The following is an 18,399-nucleotide window of genomic DNA, read 5'->3' as shown; positions in this document are numbered from 1 at the left end:
CGACCCTCCATTACTCTGAAAATTTCAGCGGAAAAAAAACTGAGGGTATCGCCGCTGTATTGCTGCTGGGGATACGCCCGGTATACGTCCAGACGTGATCCTACGAAGCAACTGGCTTGGCATAACACCTGGGATATCACCCCCCAGCCCGCTATCAATTCGCGCAAATACAAGGCTAGGTTCACGAATTCCATTAGTATTGGTCGTGGCTGGGTTCGGAACAGATAAATGATTGCTAATATTTCTTTGGGAACTTCGCTGATGCACATGGTGTACTTCTAGGTGCTGCGGATGTCGCGGGTTCATATAAATGCGATCAAGTTCTGAGCCTGGTGTAGCATCGAACAGTACTTGGGCTGGTGTTGGATCAAGCACTGTGCTGCGGGTCACGCCGGAGCTGTATTCTTGGTATCTGACTCCCGGTTCATCAGCGTACCTCGTTGAATAACTCCCTAGTTTATTGCCTGGTCCAGACATCGGATCGAGTGGGTTTATTGTGCGAATACCCAGTTCCTTGATCGCGGCTGGCCCGACAGAGTAATAATTATGCATTGACTCTCCGACTCGAACACGCAAGTTGGCTCTGACTTTCCCTAACCACCCCGAGACCAACGTTTTAACTCTGCTTGGCAAAATCATATGCCCAGTCGGATCGCTATTGTTGATCGGATCCCCCTGACAATAGGCATACCCATTCACTCCCCCCTTCCCAAACGGACTGAAACTGTCCGAACTGTTAAACCGCATCAACACCGGATTAAACGCCCGATACCCGTTGCCCAACAAATAGTGCCCAGTCAATGCATCCCGCCATTCGCCGTTGAATGCCAGCAGACTGGTAAACTCATCTCTACCAGAGCGATGGCCATAGGGCGTATAGGCACTGGCTTCGGGCGCATTGACATCAACGCTACGCAAAACCGAACGTTGCTGATCAGTGGCTATTAATATGGCTTCACGTATCGCGCCGTGAAATCGCTGTTGCGCCAACAACTGATCACCACTTTGGAACAGTGAATAGGTAACAGCTCCTTGTACTTCGGTAGACAAACGACTACGACAGTAAAAGCGCTTCCGCACGGAAATATCCGTCAGTGTATCGCTGGCAAGTCGATCCAATGCGTCGTACTGATATTTGCGCAGAATCGCTTCAGGTGGACAGGTCATGAGCGTCTACTCCTTCAGAACCAAAGCTGAAGGAGATGAGTATCAAATACTTTACCCACGACTGGAACTATCAGAACTGATAGGCAATTGGACTGATAAACCACAGAATCAATCGCAGCAGTTCACAATCCGCGACATTCAATCCTTGCGTGCAAACTCCGCTGGCGAGTTCGGTAAACGCAGCGCAGAGCCCAGCTCCACCTTGCTTTTCACCCCCAGCTGCAAGTAGCAATTGCGCAGGTAGGTGCGCACGGTGGCAGGGCTCAGGGCGAGTAGCTTGGCGATTTCCTTGTAGGAGTGGCCCGCGGCGAACAGCATGGCTGCGGTGCGCTCCCGCGGTGCCAGGCCCTCCCCGCCTGTGGGGGCTTCGAGGGACAGGATGACGTGTTCGGCGTTGGAGCTCAGGGTCAGCGCGCAGCGGCCCAAACGAGTCACGCAGGGTGCCTTGTGCAGTTGCGCGATCACCTGCGCCGGTAGCATCGAGCCGCTCCAGCCGGGTACCTCGCGCTGGATCGCGGCGCACAGGTGGGCGCCGACAAACAGCAGGCTGCCATCCCTGCGCGCGACACCGAAATCGCTGGCGCCGTTGCCGGTGTCGAAGCGAATCATGTCCTGCACCTGAAACCGCCATGACTGGAACAGGTGATCGCAGAAAGCCGAAAACAGCTGCGCCTCGATTTCATCGAAGGCCTGTTCGTGCTCGCCCCGGTAGAGACAGACGAAGAACATCAAACCGCTTTCGGGCAACTCGTAGGTAACGCACATCAGGTGAAAAAGATCGTAGCGCCGGGCGAAGTCGTTAACCGCTTCGCACGGGTCGTTGAAGCCGGTGTCGCGCAACACCTCGCCGGGTTGGCTCAGGGTGTCGTGGGAAAATTTGTCGTTGGCCGCCACTGGATGCCATTCGGCGGCAAAGGATTCGGGCAGGTTGATGCGCCCGTGCATCCAGCTTTGCGGGGGAACATCGATCCCCGGTGTGGACATTTCGCCCCACCAGGCAGAGGTGAAAGGCACAAGTTCCGCGAACGACTGCAGGCCATCGGCGATGAACCCGCAGGCACCGCCATCGCGCGCCAACTGGCCCAGGTGCAATACACAGCGGTTGAACGCCTTTAGCGTGGTCATTGGCATCGTTGCGCTGACCTTGTCACCCTCCCCCATTATTTTGATCCTGCTGGCTACATGACTGATTTTTCGAACATGCCACAGCCGCAGCAACAACGTCCACCCCCGTGTAGGTGGGATTGCGGTGATTCAGAAGTGGATGTCTTGGGCGGGTATCACATCGATGCGCGCAACCGAACCGGTCAGGTGTGCCAGGTCCTTGTTGTGTTCGACGATGATGTCTTCGGCGGTGAGGGTACCGTTGTCCATGGTCGAGTGCGCGTCGGCCGCCAGCACCACGTCGTAACCCAGTTTCAAGGCCTGGCGCACCGTGGCGTTGACGCAATAGTCGGTTTGCAGACCGCAGATGATCAGGCGTTCGAAGTCCTGCGCGGGCAGCAGTTTCTGCAGATTGGTCTGGTAGAACGAATCCCCGGTGGTCTTGCGTACACGCAGGTCACCGGCTGCGGTTTGCAGCCCTTCGGCCAGTTGCCAGCCGGGCGTTTGATGGGTGAAAGGACCGCCCTCTTCCTCGTGCTGGATCAGCACTACCGGCAACCCGGCCTTGCGCACCCGGGCAGACAGGTCGTTGATCGTATTGATGACCCGGGCGATGTCGAAGCACTCGTATTCGCCGCAGCTCAGAGCCTGCTGGACGTCGATGACAAGCAGCGCGGTGGCCATGATTCCTCCTTGAAATGTCGTTGAACAGGGGGACGACCATAGGGCCGCCCCCTTTTAAACACAAGCCTCAATAACCCAGCGACAGCCCGGTGTTACGCCGTGGATCGTTGGCCCCGTAGAAGCGGTTCTTGCCCACCGGCTTGCCCTCCAGGGACGGTGCGCCGACGAGGATCGCCGCCAGGTGGTTGGCGTCCTGGGGACCGGCAAACTTGTGGCCCCAGCTTTCCAGCAACTTCACCGTATCGGGACTGGTGGTGAACAACTCCAGGTTGGTTTCCTCCGGCAGCCATTGCTGGTGGAAACGCGGTGCGTCGACCGCTTCCTGAATGTTCATGCCATAGTCGATCACGTTGAGCATGGTCAGCAAGGTTGCGGTGATGATCCGGCTGCCGCCTGGGGTGCCGACCACCATCACCACTTTGCCGTCCTTGGTGACGATGGTCGGGCTCATGGACGACAGCGGCGCCTTGCCCGGGGCGATGGCGTTGGCTTCGCCCTGAACCAGGCCGTACATGTTCGGCACGCCGATTTTCGAGGTGAAATCGTCCATTTCATCGTTGAGGATGACCCCGGTCTTGCTGGCCATGACCCCGGCGCCGAACCAGTCGTTGAGGGTGTAGGTCACCGACACCGCGTTGCCCCATTTGTCGACGATCGAATAGTGGGTGGTGTTGCTGCCTTCGTGGGGGGCTACACCCGGTTTGAGCTCGCTGGATACCGCGGCCTTCTGCGGATTGATCGCCTCACGGAGCTTGGTCGCGTAGTTTTTGTCCAGCAGGTGGGCGATCGGGTTCTTCACGAAATCCGGGTCGCCGAGGTAGCTGTTGCGATCCACGTAGGCATGGCGCATCGCTTCGATCTGATAGTGCATGCCCTGGGCCGAGTGATAGCCCAATTCCTTCATTGGATAGCCTTCGAGGATATTCATGATCTGGCAGATCACCACGCCCCCGGAGCTCGGTGGCGGTGCCGAGACCACGTGGTAGCCACGGTAATCACATTCGATCGGCGCCAGTTCGCGGGTCTTGTATTTGTCCAGGTCGGCCTGGGTAATGATGCCCTTGTTGGCCTGGCTTGAAGTGACGATGGCGTCGGCGACCCAGCCTTTGTAGAAACCATCAGTGCCTTTTTCGGAGATTTCCCGCAGGGTTTTGCCCAGGTCCTTCTGCACCAGTTTCTGCCCGACCTGCATCGGTTCGCCGTTGCTGAGGAAGATCGAGCCGGAATCCTTGATGTCTTTCTTGAACACGTCGGTGGCGTATTCCAGCAGTTCGACGTCACCCTGTTCCAGCACGAAACCGTCTTCGGCGAGCTTGATGGCCGGGGCGATCACCTCTTTACGTGGCTTGGTGCCGTACTTGGACAATGCCAGTTCCATGCCCGACACCGTGCCCGGCACGCCGACCGCCAGGTGGCCACGGGTACTCAGGTCCGGGACTACATTGCCCTCTTTGTCGAGGTACATGTTCGCGGTGGCGGCCAGTGGGGCCTTTTCGCGGAAATCGAGGAAAGTCTTGCGTCCGTCCGCGAGCTGGATGGTCATGAAACCACCGCCACCGAGGTTACCGGCCGCAGGGTAAACCACCGCCAGCGCATAACCCACAGCCACGGCGGCATCCACAGCGTTGCCGCCGTTCTTCAGCACATCCACGCCAACATGGCTGGCCAGATGCTGGGCGGTGACCACCATGCCGTTTTCGCCGGCAACCGGGGCTACGGAGGCCGCTTGGGCCGTCAGGCAGCTGAGCGCCAATGAGGTCGCAATCAGCGATTTGGAAAAAGGTTCGTACTTCATTGAGTCGGTCTCTTCTTGTTATTGAACAGGGGAGCGCTTGAGGAGCAGTAGGCAAGTATGGTCGGCTTTGCGTATTGCGCCTCCCCTTCGAGGCGGTATGCTTGACAGCTGTTCAGCAATTCGGCGCGGCCTGCGGCATGACCTACACCTGCACCACCTTTGCGTCTGCGGTCGGCGATCTGAAGCTGGTGGCGAACGGTTCACGACTGGCGGCCATCCTCTGGGAAAACGACAAACCCGGGCGGGTGCGGCTCGGACCAATGCGCGAGGCGCCGGACGATCCGGTGCTGATCCGCACCGCAGGGCAGTTGCGCGAATATTTTGCCGGTACCCGCCATTGCTTCGACCTGGAGCTGGACTTTGTCGGGACGGAGTTTCAGAAGAAGGTCTGGGCGGCGCTGCTGACCATCCCGTTCGGCGAGACGCGCAGCTACAGCCAGATCGCCGAACAGATCGGCAACCCGGCGGCAGTCCGCGCGGTGGGTGCGGCGAATGGCAAGAATCCGATTTCGATCGTGGCGCCCTGTCACCGGGTGATTGGCGCCTCGGGCAAGCTGACCGGGTTTGCCGGGGGGCTCGAGGCCAAGCAATTGCTGCTCACCCTTGAAGGCGGGCAGTGGCCTGGAACCGCGCGCCTGCCGGGTTTCTGATTCGCAAGACCAGGCTTGCCAGCGATGGTGGCCTGGGGTGGGATGCAAGGCTTGTGGTCCAATCGCCAGCACGCCGGCCCCTACAGATCGGCGTCAAACTCCGAGAGCAACGAACACCGCAATTGTGTGGGAGCTGGCTTGCCGGCGATGACGGCCGCAAGTGCGGTGCAAGGCTCGAGGTCCTGTCGCCTGCAAGCGGGGAGTCGTCTAGCGCGCGGGCGCGAAGAGGTTTTTCATGGCCGCGTACTGCAACAACATAATGGTCTTGGCGTCGCAGATTTCGCCGCGCTCGAATGCTGCCAGCGCTTGCTCGAATGTCCACTCCAGCACTTCCAGTTCCTCGGTTTCTTCTTCCAGCCCTCCGCCATCGCTGACCTTCGACGACGCATCGTATTGAGCAATGAAGAAGTGCAGCTTTTCTGTCACCGAGCCTGGGCTCATGTACGCCTCGAAGACCTTCTGCACGTGGTGCACGCGGTAACCGGTCTCTTCCTCGGCTTCGTCACGAATACGCTCTTCGGGCGCAGCCCCCTCCAGCAGGCCGGCCGCCACCTCGATCAACAAGCCGTCGTGACCGTTGACGAACACCGGCAGGCGAAACTGGCGGGTCAGCACAACGGTGCGCTTTTCCCGGTTGTACAAAAGAATCGCCGCACCATTGCCTCGATCGTAGACTTCCCGGCTTTGACGCTGCCAGTCGCCGTTATTGCGCAGGTAATCGAAGGTGACTTTCTTCAACAGATACCAGTTGTGGGACAACACCTGAGATTCGACGATGTTGACCCGCTCGGCTGTGTTCTTCGCCATGACAACCCACCCCGTTTTTGTCCTGAAGGCAGGCATGTTAGGTGAAAATGCAGAAACCCGGCAGCGCGCAGCTCAAGAAAGTTGCGCCTGGTATTCCTTTTCATACTGCCCCGCCAGCTTTTCTTTCTGCTTGTCGTCGAGCAGTTTGCCGGCCATCTGGAAGAACTTCTGCTCTTCCTCCTCAAGGTGGTGGTGAACTTTCTCCGACAGCTTTTTCGCGGTCGCCAGCCAGGCCGGGCTGGACATTTCGGTCTGATCCAGTTCTTCCATCATTTCATCCATTTCGTGATGCTCGGCAATCGCATGGCGGCTCAGATCGATGCCGTTGTCGAACTCCATCAAGGGTATATAGAAGTGACGTTCCTCGGCGGTTTCATGGGCTTGCAGTTCAGACTTGAGCTGTTTGTATGCCTCGACCCGCTCCGGCGTATCGCCGCTGGTACGGATCAGCGCTTTGGCATAAGTGCGCTGGCGTTCATGGCTTTCGCGCAAGGCTTCAAAAATGTTCACGGTTTTTCCTCAAGGAGCGCGTTGTGGGCTTCCTGAGAAATGACAGCTGCACACGATCGAGGGTTCAACTTTTCGGGGCTGGATCCATCGCGACAAGCGGGATAGGCTGCCGCTTCAATGCCATAAGGATATAGCCATGACCCTGCGAATCGAGCTGACGCAAAACCCTACGGAAGAACAACGCCAGGCCATCCTGCAGCCGTTACGCGCCTACAACGCCTCGAAGGTACCTGGCGCGGTGCCTGAGCATGTCGCCCTGCTGATTCGCGATGACAATGACGAGATCCTCGGCGGCCTGTACGCGCGCCTGTTTTACCAGTGGCTGTTCATCGATCTGTTGTCGGTGCCGGAACAGGCGCGGGGACAAGGCATGGGCACGAAATTGATGCAGATGGCCGAGGACCTTGCGCGCGAGCGCCAATGCGTCGGGCTGTGGCTCGATACCTTTGAATTCCAGGCCCCGGCGTTCTACAGCAAATGCGGCTATAGCGAGATTGGCCACATTGCCGACTACCCGCCGGGGTACAAGCATTTCTTTTTACAGAAGCGCCTGAGTTACTGATCAACGCACAAAAACCCTGTGGGAGCGGGCTTGCTCGCGAAAGCGGTGTGCCAGTCGACATCCTATTAGAATGACACACCGCTTTCGCGAGCAAGCCCGCTCCCACAGGGGTAATGCATCAATTTTCAGATCACAGGCAGGTCGCCAACGCCGCCAGGCGGCGCTTGGCCACGAAGTCATCCTGCTGGGCGTAGTAGCTCAGGACCGTTCCCGAGGCGTCGGTCGTCACGTCGACGAAGGACTCGGCCGAGCGCGTGTAAACGGTAGTAACGCCCTTCTCGCCGGGCTCCAGGTAGGCAGCGGCGTCGACGCCAAAGACGGCCTCGTCCTGCCAGGAAAACTGCACGCACTGGGCGACATCCTTGGCCGGTTTACTCGAGTTGAGGGTCTTGTAGGGCGCCTTGGTGCGAGCATCGTTCATCGCCGAGCCCGCGCATCCCGCCAGCAAGGCAGCGGCCAGCGCCACCATCAGAATTCGCATTGCATTCACTCATGAGGAAAAAGCGGACTGTATCACCGTGGCGCGGCGTATCGTTCTGCTTTACTGCATTTATAACGCGACACCACGCGACGATTCGCGCACCCTGTCGCGCCAATCCCGCCACATCAATACCTGACTGGAACCCCAATGACACCCAACGCCGAGTTTTACAAACCAACCACTGAATATGCCGACAAGCTGATCAGCCAGATCGGCCAGACACCTTCCTGGATCGCCAAGCGAATCGGCGTCACCGACAAGCGCATTCGTTACATCCTCGACGGCGAAAGAACCGTCAAGGGCGAAACCACGCCGATCCAGATGACCTACACCGAACAATTTGCCCTCGAATGCCTGGCGGCTGCCGCCAAGGCCAGCAAAAAGCAGTCTTCGTAATCCCTGTTCAAGGAGCGACCATGGCGGCATCCGAGCTGCAACACGAACAAGCGCTGAAGAAGTTTCTCGACGAGCGCCCGCAATTGCGCGTCGAACTCGACCACCTCAATCCGCTGCTGGCTCAAGCCAAGGGCGAAACCTCGGAGCAGTACCGTGAAGAGCGCTTGCATGAAGCGTTCGAGGCCGAGGCAGAGCGACAGGGATTGTTCGCCTGGGAGTTGACCCTGCAACTGACGGCCGCCACGCCAGAGGAATACGAAGCCCGGCGCCTTGAAGTGCACCGGGAAGTGGCGGAGATGGCCGGCATGGATTGGCTGGAATATTGCGATTTATATGGAATAACACCGTAATCACCGCTCAAGGAGTGCCATCGCCGATGCTGCCTTCCGCTTCCAGAACCCACGCCAGCCCCGGTCACCTGCACACACAGAAATGGCGCGGGCGTATCGGCCTGAGCCTGGTGGCCATGCTCTCGGTACTGGCCGGCATGACCGATGCCATCGGCTTCATGGCAACGGGCGACTTCGTCTCCTTCATGAGCGGCAACACCACCCGCCTTGCCGTCGCCATCAGCGTCGGTGACCTGGGGCTGATCCTGCGGTTGCTGCTGCTGGTGCTCATGTTCGTCATCGGCAATGCGCTGGGCATCGTCGTCAGCCGTTTCGGCGGACGGCGGGCGCTGCCGTTGCTGCTGTGTATCGCCGCCCTGCTCTGCGCTGCCGGCGCCTGGCCTTACGACGAGCAATTGCCCGCGCTGCTGGCGGCGATCATCGCCATGGGCATGCTCAATGCGGCCGTCGAGGAGGTCAATGGCCTGCCGGTCGGCCTGACCTATGTGACCGGTGCCCTGTCGCGCTTCGGTCGCGGGCTGGGCCGCTGGATGCTCGGCGAGCGCCGTAATGGCTGGCGCGTGCAATTGATCCCCTGGACGGGCATGTTCGCCGGCGCGGTACTCGGTGCCGTGCTGGAACATCACCTGGGGCTCAAGGCGTTGTTTGCCAGTGGTCTGCTGGCTGCCGCGCTGGGGCTGTTGTCGTTGAAGATCCCGCGGCGCTGGCAGTTGGGTTATATGCCGCGTTGATTCAGGTGTGACGGTCAGGCCGCCTTCGCGAGCAAGCCCGCTCCCACATTGGTTCTGTGTCGATAGTAAGTCCTCCTGTGGGAGCGGGCTTGCTCGCGAAGGCGCCGGCACAGGCAACTTCGACTTAGCCGCCCCGTCGATAAAGCTTTATCATGGCCGCAGTTTCGCTGATCGAGTCCGCCATGAAGTTCGCCATTGCCGTATTTTCCGCCGCCCACGCGCCCTCCTCGCGCCGCGCCCTGCTGTTCGCCCAGGCGGCACTGGCCGGCGGGCATGAGATTGTCCGGCTGTTTTTCTATCAGGACGGTGTCGGCAACGCCTCCGGCAGCGTGGTCACGCCTCAGGATGAACTGGATTTGCCCAAGCAATGGCGCGCCTTTGTCAGCGACCATCAACTCGACGGCGTCGTGTGCATCGCCGCCGCCTTGCGCCGTGGTGTGTTGAACGAAGAAGAAGCCAGGCGCTATCAACGTGAGGCGGTTGCCGTCGGCGCGCCTTGGGAACTGTCCGGCCTCGGCCAGTTGCACGATGCGGTGCAGGATGCTGACCGCCTGATCTGTTTCGGAGGTGCTTGAGATGGCCAGATCCTTGCTGATCATCAGCCGCCAATCGCCATGGTCCGGGCCCGGTGCCCGGGAAGCGCTGGACATCGTGCTGGCCGGCGGCGCCTTCGATCTGCCGATCGGCCTGCTGTTTCTCGATGACGGCGTGTTCCAGCTGGCCGCGCAACAGGATGCCAAGGCCCTGCAGCAGAAAGACCTGAGCGCCAACCTTCAGGCTCTACCGATGTTCGGTGTCGAAGAGTTGTTTTTCTGTGCCGACAGCGCCGCGCAACGTGGTCTGGATTCCAGCGCTCTCTCGCTGGAAGAAGCCCAGGTGCTGACTGCCCAGCAAATCACCGCCCTCATTGACCGTTACGACCAGGTGATCACCCTCTGATGTCGACTTTGCATATGTTGTCTCATTCCCCGTTCGGCGACGATCGCCTGACCAGTTGCCTGCGCGTGATTGGCGCCGGCGACGCCTTGCTGCTGTCCGGTGACGCCGCCTATGCCCTGCAACCCGCCACCGCGCCCTACACCACGCTGCAGGCAAGCGGCCTGAGACTCTACGTTCTGGCAGAAGATGCCCAGGCCCGGTCGCTTCAAGCCCCCGACTGGGTCACAGCCATTGATTACCCGGCCTTCGTCGAACTGACGATCCACCACGACAAGGTAAACAGTTGGCTATGAATTCCCTGACGGTCGGCGCCCGCGCCATCGAACTGGACAAGGACGGTTTCCTGGTCGAGCTCAGTGACTGGAATGCTGACGTGGCCGGTGCCCTGGCGGCCGCCGAAGACATCGAGTTGACGCCTGCGCACTGGGAAGTCCTCGAACTGCTGCGCAGCTTCTATGCCGAGTTCCAGCTGTCACCGGCGACACGTCCGCTGATCAAGTACACCGCATTGAAGCTCGGCCCGGAAAAAGGCAACAGCCTGCACCTCAACCAACTGTTCAAAGGCACCCCTGCCAAACTCGCCGCGAAACTGGCGGGCCTGCCCAAACCGACGAATTGCTTATGACCGACTTTCCAGCGCTGACCCTCGAAACGCCCGCCGAACATCCGTTCGCCCAATTCGTCCGGATCCTGGGCAAAGGCAAGCGCGGTGCCCGCGACCTGACCCGGGTCGAAGCCCGCGAAGCCATGGGCATGGTGCTCGACGACAAGGTCGAGGACACCCAGCTCGGTGCGTTCCTGATGCTGTTGCGGCACAAGGAAGAAAGCGCCGAGGAGATGGCCGGGTTCACCGAGGCCTTGCGTGAGCGCTTGCAGGCACCGGCATTGAATGTCGATCTGGACTGGCCGACCTACGCCGGCAAGAAGCGCCATTTGCCGTGGTACCTGCTGGCAGCCAAATGCCTGGCGCAGAACGGCGTGCGGATCTTCATGCATGGCGCTGGCGCACACACGGCGGGCCGGATGTACAGCGAGCAATTACTGGCGCAATTGCAGATCCCCCTGTGCCGCACCTGGCAACAGGTCGGCTCGGCGCTGGACAACGGCGGCCTGGCGTTCATGCCTCTGGTGGACTGGGCGCCGCAACTGCAACGGATGATCGACCTGCGCAACACCCTGGGCCTGCGCTCACCGATCCACTCGCTGACGCGGATTCTCAATCCACTGGGTGCGCGCTGCGGCCTGCAAAGCATTTTCCATCCGGGTTATCAGGCGGTGCATCGCGATGCCAGCGGCTTGCTCGGCGACACCGCCATCGTGATCAAGGGCGACGGTGGAGAAATCGAGATCAACCCGGACGCCGACAGTCACCTGTATGGCACCACCGGCGGCGAAAGCTGGGACGAGGAATGGCCGCAGCTGTCGGCGCAGCGTCACGTCAAACCCGCCGCGCTCGATCCCGGGCATTTGCAAGCCGTATGGCGTGGCGATGTAGTCGACAGCTATCCGCAGATGGCGTTGATTTCGACCATGGCACTGGCCCTGCGCGGCCTCGGCCAGAGCCGTGAGCAAGCCTTCGAAACTGCCGAGAAATATTGGGCCGCCCGTAACAAATCGATTTAATCGATTATTGACGCCCGATCTTTGCGCTTTTTGTTCGAACTCATCGGAATAGACTCGACTCAAACGCTTAACGATTTCAGGAGGATTGAACATGGGTTTATTAGTCGATGGCCGCTGGCAGGACAAGTGGTACGAAAGCAGCAAAGACGGCGCGTTCCAGCGCGAACAGGCGCAGCGTCGTAACTGGGTGACGGCAGACGGCAAGCCGGGGCCGAGCGGTGTCGGTGGCTTCGCGGCTGAACCGGGGCGCTACCACCTCTACGTGTCCCTCGCCTGTCCCTGGGCTCATCGCACCCTGATCCTGCGCAAACTCAAAGGCCTGGAAAACCTGATCGACGTGTCCGTGGTCAGCTATTCGATGCTGGAGACCGGCTGGACCTTCGACAAGGCCCACGGCTCCACCGGCGACAAACTCGACGGGCTGACCTTCCTGCACCAGCGCTATACCGCCGATGCCGCCGACTACACCGGCCGCGTCACGGTACCGGTGCTCTGGGACAAGCAGCAAGAGCACATCGTCAACAATGAATCATCGGAAATCATCCGCATGTTCAATGGTGCGTTCGACGAACTGACCGGCAACGACCTGGACTTCTATCCCGCTGCGCTGCGGGGTGAAATCGACGTCCTGAACGAGCGGATTTATCCGGCGGTGAACAACGGCGTGTACCGCGCCGGTTTTGCCACGTCGCAGCAGGCATATGAGGCGGCGTTCGATGAATTGTTTGCCGAGCTCGATCACCTGGAACAGTTGTTGGACGCCAACCGCTACCTGACAGGCGAGTACCTCACCGAAGCGGACATCCGCCTGTTTACCACGCTGATTCGCTTCGACGCGGTGTATTACGGGCACTTCAAGTGCAACCTCAAGCGCATTGCCGATTATCCGAACCTGTCGAACTGGTTGCGGGAGATTTACCAGTGGCCAGGGATTGCTGAGACGGTGGATTTCACCCACATCAAGACCCACTACTACGGCAGTCACAAGACCATCAATCCGACGGGGATCGTGCCAAAAGGCCCGGCGCAGGATTTCACCGCAGCCCATGATCGGGAGCGGTTGAATGGCAAAGGGGTTTGGCGCAGGGCCTGATTACACACTGAAACCTGAGAGCAGATGCGATCAATTGTGTTGAGGGAGGCTTGTGTGACAGGGGGGCTTCTGTGGCGAGGGGGCTTCTGTGGCGAGGGGGCTTGCCTGTGGCGAGGGGGCTTGCCCCCGTTGGGTCGCGCAGCGGCCCCAAAAAGCATGGGCCTGCTGCGCAGTCCAGCGGGGGCAAGCCCCCTCGCCACAGGCAAGCCCCCTCACCACAGGCAAGCCCTTTCACCACAGGCAAGCCCCCTCGCCACACAAGCCCCGATAGCCCCCCCTCACCACAGATCAGACTTGTGATTGAGCGCCTTCAAACCACGCCAGTTTCTCGCGCAGTTGCACCACCTCACCCACGATCACCAATGTCGGCGCATGCACTTCATGCTCCGCCACCAACCGTGGCAGGTCGGCCAGCGTGCCGGTAAACACCCGCTGGTTGACCGTGGTGCCCTGCTGGATCAGCGCCGCCGGGGTATCGGCGGCGCGACCATGCTTGATCAACTGTTCGCAGATGCTCGGCAAGCCCACCAGCCCCATGTAGAACACCAGCGTTTGCGCCGGGGCCACCAGATCGGCCCAAGGCAAATCGCTGGAGCCGTCCTTCAGGTGCCCGGTAACAAAACGCACCGACTGCGCGTAATCGCGGTGAGTCAGCGGAATCCCGGCGTACGCCGCGCAACCGCTGGCCGCCGTGATACCCGGCACGACCTGGAACGGGATGCCATGGGCCGCCAGTTCCTCGATCTCTTCACCGCCGCGACCGAAGATGAACGGATCGCCACCCTTCAACCGAACCACGCGCTTGCCCTGTTTGGCCAGGTCCACCAGTTGCTGGTTGATCTGGTCCTGCGGCACCGCGTGATCGGCGCGACGCTTGCCGACGTAGACCCGCTCGGCATCGCGACGGCACAACTCGAGTATCGCCGGTGCCACCAGACGGTCGTACAACACCACGTCGGCCTGTTGCATCAGGCGCAAGGCGCGGAAGGTCAGCAGGTCGGGATCACCCGGCCCGGCGCCCACCAGATACACCTCACCGGTGGCCACCGTCGCTTCACCATCGATCTTGGCTTGCAGCAGACGCTCGGCTTCACCACCCTGCCCGGCCAGTTGACGGTCGGCAATCGGCCCCTGGAAAACGTCCTCCCAGAATGCGCGACGTTGCTGCACATCCGGGAACAGCTTTTTGACCTGATGGCGAAAACGCGCCGCCAAGCCAGCGAGCTGACCGTAGGTAGAAGGAATCCAGGTTTCGATCTTGGCGCGAATCAGGCGAGCCAGCACCGGCGCATCGCCGCCGCTGGACACCGCAATGATCAATGGCGAACGGTCGACAATCGCCGGGAAGATCACGCTGCACAGTGCCGGCGCGTCCACCACATTGACTGGCACGCAGCGCCGATGAGCGTCGGCGGACACCTGCGCGTTCAGCGCCTCGTCGTCGGTGGCGGCGATGATCAGGCCACAGCCGTCCATATCCGCCTCGACGTAACCGCGCACAAGGCACTCGCCACCGCTGCCGGCAACCAGCTCACGCAGTTGTGCTTCGATTTCAGGTGCAACCACTCGCAGCAGCGCACCGGCATCGGCCAGCAGGCGGGATTTGCGCAAGGCAATCTCCCCCCCACCGACGACCAACACACGACTGCCGCGAAGGTTGTGGAACAGCGGCAGATAGTTCATTTAGCCGATGACCTCAAGGCCACCCATGTACGGCTTCAGCACCTCTGGCACACGGATCGAACCGTCGGCCTGCTGGTAGTTTTCCAGCACAGCCACCAGGGTACGACCGACTGCCAGGCCGGAACCGTTGAGGGTGTGTACCAGTTCCGGCTTGCCGGTTTCCGGGTTGCGGAAACGCGCCTGCATGCGGCGGGCCTGGAAGTCGCCGCAGTTGGAGCACGACGAGATTTCGCGGTACTTGTCCTGGCTCGGAATCCACACTTCCAGGTCGTAGGTCTTGACCGCGCCGAAGCCCATGTCGCCGGTGCACAGCGCCAGGGTACGGTAAGGCAGTTCCAGCAGTTGCAGGACTTTCTCGGCGTTGGCGGTCAGGCCTTCCAGCGCTTCCATCGACTGCGACGGCTCGACGATCTGCACCATCTCGACCTTGTCGAACTGGTGCTGACGGATCATGCCGCGAGTGTCGCGACCCGATGCACCGGCTTCACTACGGAAACACGGTGTGTGAGCGACGAACTTGATCGGCAGCAGTTTCGAGTCGACGATTTCGCCGGCAACGATGTTGGTCAGCGACACTTCGGCGGTCGGGATCAGGTACAGGTCGGCTTCGCCTTCACGGGCGATCTTGAACAGGTCTTCTTCGAATTTCGGCAACTGACCGGTGCCTTGCAGCGCCGGGGCCTGGACCAGATAAGGCGTGTAGGCCTCTTCATAGCCGTGCTCGGTGACGTGCAGGTTGATCATGAACTGCGCCAGGGCGCGGTGCAGACGGGCGATCGGGCCGCGCAGCAAGGCGAAACGCGCGCCGGACAGCTTGGCGGCGGTTTCGAAATCCAGCCAGCCGAATTTTTCGCCCAGGGCGACGTGGTCCTGAACCGGAAAATCGAAGGCAGTCGGGGTGCCCCAACGGCGCACTTCGACGTTGTCTTCTTCGTCTTTACCGACCGGCACGGATTCGTGCGGCAGGTTCGGGATACCCAGCAGGATCGAGTCCAGTTCGGTCTGGATCGCGTCCAGCTCGACTTTGCCGGCACTCAACTCGCCCGCCATGCGCTCGACGTCCGCCATCAACGGCGCGATATCTTCGCCGCGCTGCTTGGCCTGACCGATGGATTTGGAGCGCGCATTACGTTCAGCCTGCAGTGCTTCGGTGCGGGTCTGGACGGTCTTGCGCTGTTCTTCCAGCGCTTCGATGCGCGCAACATCCAGCACATAGCCACGGGATGCCAGGCGGTCCGCTACGTCCTGAAGGTTGCTACGTAACAGTTTGGAATCGAGCATGTCGGTTTCTCGTTTATCAAAGTTTGGTCAAGGACAGGCCGGCCCAGGTGGCAAGCAGCCCGCCGAATACGCTGAGCGCCGCATAGCCCAGGGCCAGCGGCACTTGCCCGCTTTCCAGCAGGCGCACCGTATCCAGTGAAAAGGATGAAAAAGTCGTCAGCCCCCCGAGGAAGCCGACGATCAACCCGGCACGCACCTCAATCGGCACCTCCGGGCGTAGCAAAAACAGACCGTATAGAACGCCGATCAGCAAACAGCCCACGATATTAACGGCCAGCGTCGCGGTATAGAAGTGCCGCGGCCAATTAGCGTTGATCCAATTGCCCGTGGCAAAGCGCAACAGCGTGCCGGCAACTCCGCCGACGGAAACCGCAACGATCAAGGGAAGCACTATTTTCTCCGCTGTCTTGGGCTTAAACGGTCGAGTTTCGCCAGGTGATTGAGCTTTTCGCCGATCTTCAACTCCAGGCCCCGGGGCACCGGCTGATAGAACGGGATCGGTTCAAGTTCTTCCGGGAAATAATCTTCGCCAGCGGCATAAGCGTCCGGCTCATCGTGGGCATAGCGGTATTCATCGCCGTAACCCAATTGTTTCATCAGTTTGGTGGGCGCGTTGCGCAAGTGCAGCGGCACTTCCAGCGAACCGTGCTCGGCGGCGGCGCGCAATGCCGTCTTGAAGCCCATGTACACCGCGTTGCTCTTGGGTGCGCAGGCCAGATATGTAATGGCCTGGGCCACCGCCAGTTCGCCTTCGGGGCTGCCAAGGCGCTCCTGCACTTCCCAGGCGGCCAGGCACAGGCTCAGGGCGCGCGGGTCGGCATTGCCGATGTCTTCGCTGGCCATACGCACCACGCGCCGGGCCAGGTACAGCGGATCGCAACCGCCGTCGATCATCCGCGCGAACCAGTACAATGCGCCATCGGGGTTGGAGCCGCGCACCGATTTGTGCAGCGCGGAGATCTGGTCGTAGAACGCTTCGCCGCCCTTGTCGAACCGTCGGCGGGTGTCGCCGAGCAGGCTTTGCAGCAGGTCTGTGCCGATCTCGCTGTTGTCTTCGGCAAGGTCCGAGGCGTTTTCCAGCAGGTTGAGCAGGCGTCGGCCATCACCATCGGCGGCCGACAACAACATCTGGAAGCCTTCGTCGCTGAGCGTCAGGTTGCGCTTGCCCAGACCGCGCTCCTCACTCAGCGCGCGGTGCACCAGTTTGCGCAGGGCCGCTTCGTCGAGGCTTTTGAGCACATAGACGCGGGCCCGGGAGAGCAAAGCGTTGTTGAGTTCGAACGAGGGGTTTTCCGTGGTGGCGCCAATGAAGATCAGCGTACCGTCTTCGACATACGGCAGAAACGCATCCTGCTGGGACTTGTTGAAGCGGTGCACTTCGTCGACGAACAGGATGGTGCGCTTGCCGTACTGCCCGGCCTGCTGCTTGGCGATTTCCACCGCCTGACGGATTTCCTTCACGCCGGCCAGGACCGCCGAGACGGTTTCGAAGTGCGCGTCCGAGACTTCCGCCAGCAAGCGCGCCAGGGTGGTCTTGCCCACGCCCGGCGGGCCCCAGAAAATCATCGAATGCAGGGCACCCTGCTCCAGGGCTTCGCGCAAAGGCTTGCCGCGAGCGAGCAGGTGTTCCTGTCCGACGTACTCGTCCAGGTTGGTCGCGCGCAGGCGGGCGGCCAATGGTTGAGCGATCGGAGCGCTGCGAAACAGGTCCATGACTATCTCTGATACCTCAATTGAACACGCCCCCCCTGTAGGAGCGAGCATGCTCGCGATGGACTCAAGGACACCGCTGGGTGTCAAGCTGCCAACGTTATCGTTGTCGACCATCGCGAGCATGCTCGCTCCTACAGGTACAGGGGTCGCATGTTATTCCTGGATCACATCGGCACCCTTGGGGATGTCGAACTTGAACCGGGAAGCCGGGATCGGCTCGTTGGCCTTGACCCCGGTGAACAGGATATTGGTGCGCTGGCCGACGCTGTCGATCATCTGCATGTCATTGACCAGGCCGTTACGGAACGACAGACGCAGGCTGTCGAACAGTGTGTCCTTGGTTTTCGGCTTCAGGGTGAAGTCGATCACGCCGCCGGCTTCCTTGGCGCTGATATCGAAGCTCTGGCTGATCTTCGACACGTCACCGGACAACAACAGGGCCGGGGTCTGGGTCAGGCGCTGATCGAGGTTCTTGATGGTCGCCTGCTCAAGATCCGGGTCCCACAGGGTGACCTTCTTGCCGTCCGAGACCATGGTCTGCTCGGCCGGTGCATTAGTGTGCCAGTAGAACAGCCCCGGACGCTGCAAGGACATTTCACCGGCGGTTTCCTGCAATTGGGTGCCGGTGCCGTCAAGGGTCAGTTGGGAGAAACGCGCGCTCAGGGTCTGGGATTTTTCCAGCAGTTGAGTCAGGCGCGCCACGTCCTTGTCGTCGGCGTGAGCCTGGAGCGTGGTCAAAGCCAGTACCGGCAGCAACAGCATGCGGATCAGACGCATGGGAGTCCTCATAACATTCGTGGGAGTGCGGCAGGTGCCTGAAGACACCTGCC

At 60.5% G+C, this 18,399-nt stretch carries 23 protein-coding genes; 11 read left to right on the top strand and 12 right to left on the bottom strand.

Annotated elements, in window-relative coordinates:
- Window positions 1-24 precede the first annotated feature (24 nt).
- The 4 genes from ASE98_RS26235 to ggt all read right to left on the bottom strand — a co-directional run bounded on the left by ASE98_RS26235 (window position 25) and on the right by ggt (window position 4,750).
- Window positions 25-1,167: an RHS repeat-associated core domain-containing protein gene (locus ASE98_RS26235; RefSeq protein WP_082457617.1), complete on the bottom strand. Its 1,143-nt coding sequence runs from the start codon at window positions 1,165-1,167 to the stop codon at window positions 25-27.
- Window positions 1,168-1,305: 138 nt separating this feature from the next.
- Window positions 1,306-2,328 carry a helix-turn-helix transcriptional regulator gene (locus ASE98_RS22940; protein WP_060543589.1) on the bottom strand — a complete coding sequence of 341 codons (1,023 nt, stop codon included), beginning with the start codon at window positions 2,326-2,328 and terminating at the stop codon, window positions 1,306-1,308.
- A gap of 93 nt (window positions 2,329-2,421) precedes the next feature.
- Entirely contained in the window at window positions 2,422-2,955 is a 534-nt protein-coding gene (locus ASE98_RS22935) for a cysteine hydrolase family protein (RefSeq protein ID WP_060543588.1), read from the bottom strand.
- 67 nt (window positions 2,956-3,022) lie between these two features.
- A complete protein-coding gene (gene ggt / locus ASE98_RS22930) occupies window positions 3,023-4,750 on the bottom strand; it encodes a gamma-glutamyltransferase (RefSeq protein ID WP_060543587.1) in 1,728 nt (575 codons plus the stop codon).
- Window positions 4,751-4,887: 137 nt separating this feature from the next.
- Here ggt and ASE98_RS22925 point away from each other — a divergent pair, with 137 nt between their 5' ends.
- Window positions 4,888-5,400, top strand: a complete 513-nt coding sequence (locus tag ASE98_RS22925) for a methylated-DNA--[protein]-cysteine S-methyltransferase (RefSeq protein WP_060543613.1) — start codon at window positions 4,888-4,890, stop codon at window positions 5,398-5,400.
- Window positions 5,401-5,607: 207 nt separating this feature from the next.
- On the opposite strand, the gene ASE98_RS22920 is transcribed toward ASE98_RS22925, so the two are convergent.
- Both ASE98_RS22920 and ASE98_RS22915 read right to left on the bottom strand, forming a co-directional pair.
- Window positions 5,608-6,207, bottom strand: a complete 600-nt coding sequence (locus ASE98_RS22920) for an NUDIX domain-containing protein (protein ID WP_060543586.1) — start codon at window positions 6,205-6,207, stop codon at window positions 5,608-5,610.
- A 72-nt stretch (window positions 6,208-6,279) separates the two neighbouring features.
- Window positions 6,280-6,717, bottom strand: coding sequence for a hemerythrin domain-containing protein (locus ASE98_RS22915; protein ID WP_060543585.1), 438 nt, complete (start codon window positions 6,715-6,717; stop codon window positions 6,280-6,282).
- Between the two features lie 136 nt (window positions 6,718-6,853).
- Between ASE98_RS22915 and ASE98_RS22910 the strand changes: the two genes are divergently transcribed.
- Window positions 6,854-7,279, top strand: a complete 426-nt coding sequence (locus ASE98_RS22910) for a GNAT family N-acetyltransferase (protein WP_060543584.1) — start codon at window positions 6,854-6,856, stop codon at window positions 7,277-7,279.
- A gap of 130 nt (window positions 7,280-7,409) precedes the next feature.
- Here the strand turns inward: ASE98_RS22910 and ASE98_RS22905 are convergent, their stop codons facing one another.
- On the bottom strand, window positions 7,410-7,760 hold the full coding sequence (locus ASE98_RS22905) for a hypothetical protein (RefSeq protein ID WP_060543583.1): 351 nt from the start codon (window positions 7,758-7,760) through the stop codon (window positions 7,410-7,412).
- Between the two features lie 147 nt (window positions 7,761-7,907).
- Here ASE98_RS22905 and ASE98_RS22900 point away from each other — a divergent pair, with 147 nt between their 5' ends.
- From ASE98_RS22900 to ASE98_RS22860, 9 genes are all read left to right on the top strand, one after another.
- On the top strand, window positions 7,908-8,156 hold the full coding sequence (locus ASE98_RS22900) for a hypothetical protein (RefSeq protein WP_034146936.1): 249 nt from the start codon (window positions 7,908-7,910) through the stop codon (window positions 8,154-8,156).
- A gap of 20 nt (window positions 8,157-8,176) precedes the next feature.
- A complete protein-coding gene (locus tag ASE98_RS22895; protein ID WP_060543582.1) occupies window positions 8,177-8,506 on the top strand; it encodes a DUF6388 family protein in 330 nt (109 codons plus the stop codon).
- A gap of 26 nt (window positions 8,507-8,532) precedes the next feature.
- On the top strand, window positions 8,533-9,237 hold the full coding sequence (locus tag ASE98_RS22890; RefSeq protein ID WP_060543581.1) for a YoaK family protein: 705 nt from the start codon (window positions 8,533-8,535) through the stop codon (window positions 9,235-9,237).
- 182 nt (window positions 9,238-9,419) lie between these two features.
- Window positions 9,420-9,812 (top strand): sulfurtransferase complex subunit TusD, encoded by a 393-nt coding sequence (gene tusD / locus ASE98_RS22885; RefSeq protein WP_060543612.1) that lies wholly within the window; start codon window positions 9,420-9,422, stop codon window positions 9,810-9,812.
- 1 nt (window position 9,813) lies between these two features.
- Entirely contained in the window at window positions 9,814-10,176 is a 363-nt protein-coding gene (gene tusC, locus ASE98_RS22880; RefSeq protein WP_060543580.1) for a sulfurtransferase complex subunit TusC, read from the top strand.
- Complete coding sequence (gene tusB / locus ASE98_RS22875) at window positions 10,176-10,469, top strand: sulfurtransferase complex subunit TusB (RefSeq protein WP_060543579.1); 294 nt, start codon at window positions 10,176-10,178, stop codon at window positions 10,467-10,469. Before tusC ends, tusB begins: the two co-directional genes overlap by 1 nt.
- Window positions 10,466-10,801 carry a TusE/DsrC/DsvC family sulfur relay protein gene (locus tag ASE98_RS22870; protein WP_060543578.1) on the top strand — a complete coding sequence of 112 codons (336 nt, stop codon included), beginning with the start codon at window positions 10,466-10,468 and terminating at the stop codon, window positions 10,799-10,801. Before tusB ends, ASE98_RS22870 begins: the two co-directional genes overlap by 4 nt.
- The gene (locus ASE98_RS22865) at window positions 10,798-11,799 is read left to right on the top strand and encodes a glycosyl transferase family protein (protein ID WP_060543577.1); all 1,002 of its coding nucleotides are present in this window, start codon (window positions 10,798-10,800) and stop codon (window positions 11,797-11,799) included. The genes ASE98_RS22870 and ASE98_RS22865 overlap by 4 nt, the downstream gene beginning before the upstream one ends.
- Before the next feature lie 91 nt (window positions 11,800-11,890).
- On the top strand, window positions 11,891-12,892 hold the full coding sequence (locus ASE98_RS22860) for a glutathione S-transferase family protein (RefSeq protein ID WP_060543576.1): 1,002 nt from the start codon (window positions 11,891-11,893) through the stop codon (window positions 12,890-12,892).
- A 288-nt stretch (window positions 12,893-13,180) separates the two neighbouring features.
- On the opposite strand, the gene cysG is transcribed toward ASE98_RS22860, so the two are convergent.
- The 5 genes from cysG to lolA all read right to left on the bottom strand — a co-directional run bounded on the left by cysG (window position 13,181) and on the right by lolA (window position 18,346).
- On the bottom strand, window positions 13,181-14,575 hold the full coding sequence (gene cysG / locus ASE98_RS22855) for a siroheme synthase CysG (RefSeq protein ID WP_060543575.1): 1,395 nt from the start codon (window positions 14,573-14,575) through the stop codon (window positions 13,181-13,183).
- The gene (serS, locus tag ASE98_RS22850; protein ID WP_060543574.1) at window positions 14,576-15,856 is read right to left on the bottom strand and encodes a serine--tRNA ligase; all 1,281 of its coding nucleotides are present in this window, start codon (window positions 15,854-15,856) and stop codon (window positions 14,576-14,578) included.
- 16 nt (window positions 15,857-15,872) lie between these two features.
- Window positions 15,873-16,247 (bottom strand): fluoride efflux transporter CrcB, encoded by a 375-nt coding sequence (gene crcB, locus ASE98_RS22845; RefSeq protein WP_060543573.1) that lies wholly within the window; start codon window positions 16,245-16,247, stop codon window positions 15,873-15,875.
- Window positions 16,247-17,569 carry a replication-associated recombination protein A gene (locus tag ASE98_RS22840; RefSeq protein WP_060543572.1) on the bottom strand — a complete coding sequence of 441 codons (1,323 nt, stop codon included), beginning with the start codon at window positions 17,567-17,569 and terminating at the stop codon, window positions 16,247-16,249. Before ASE98_RS22840 ends, crcB begins: the two co-directional genes overlap by 1 nt.
- Before the next feature lie 153 nt (window positions 17,570-17,722).
- Complete coding sequence (gene lolA, locus ASE98_RS22835; protein ID WP_060543571.1) at window positions 17,723-18,346, bottom strand: outer membrane lipoprotein chaperone LolA; 624 nt, start codon at window positions 18,344-18,346, stop codon at window positions 17,723-17,725.
- Between the last annotated feature and the right edge of the window lie 53 nt (window positions 18,347-18,399).

The sequence above is a fragment of the Pseudomonas sp. Leaf48 genome, assembly GCF_001421885.1.
Taxonomy (GTDB): domain Bacteria; phylum Pseudomonadota; class Gammaproteobacteria; order Pseudomonadales; family Pseudomonadaceae; genus Aquipseudomonas.
The sequence above is the reverse complement of the archived record's forward strand: the minus strand, read 5'-3'. Positions and strand labels throughout refer to the sequence as shown.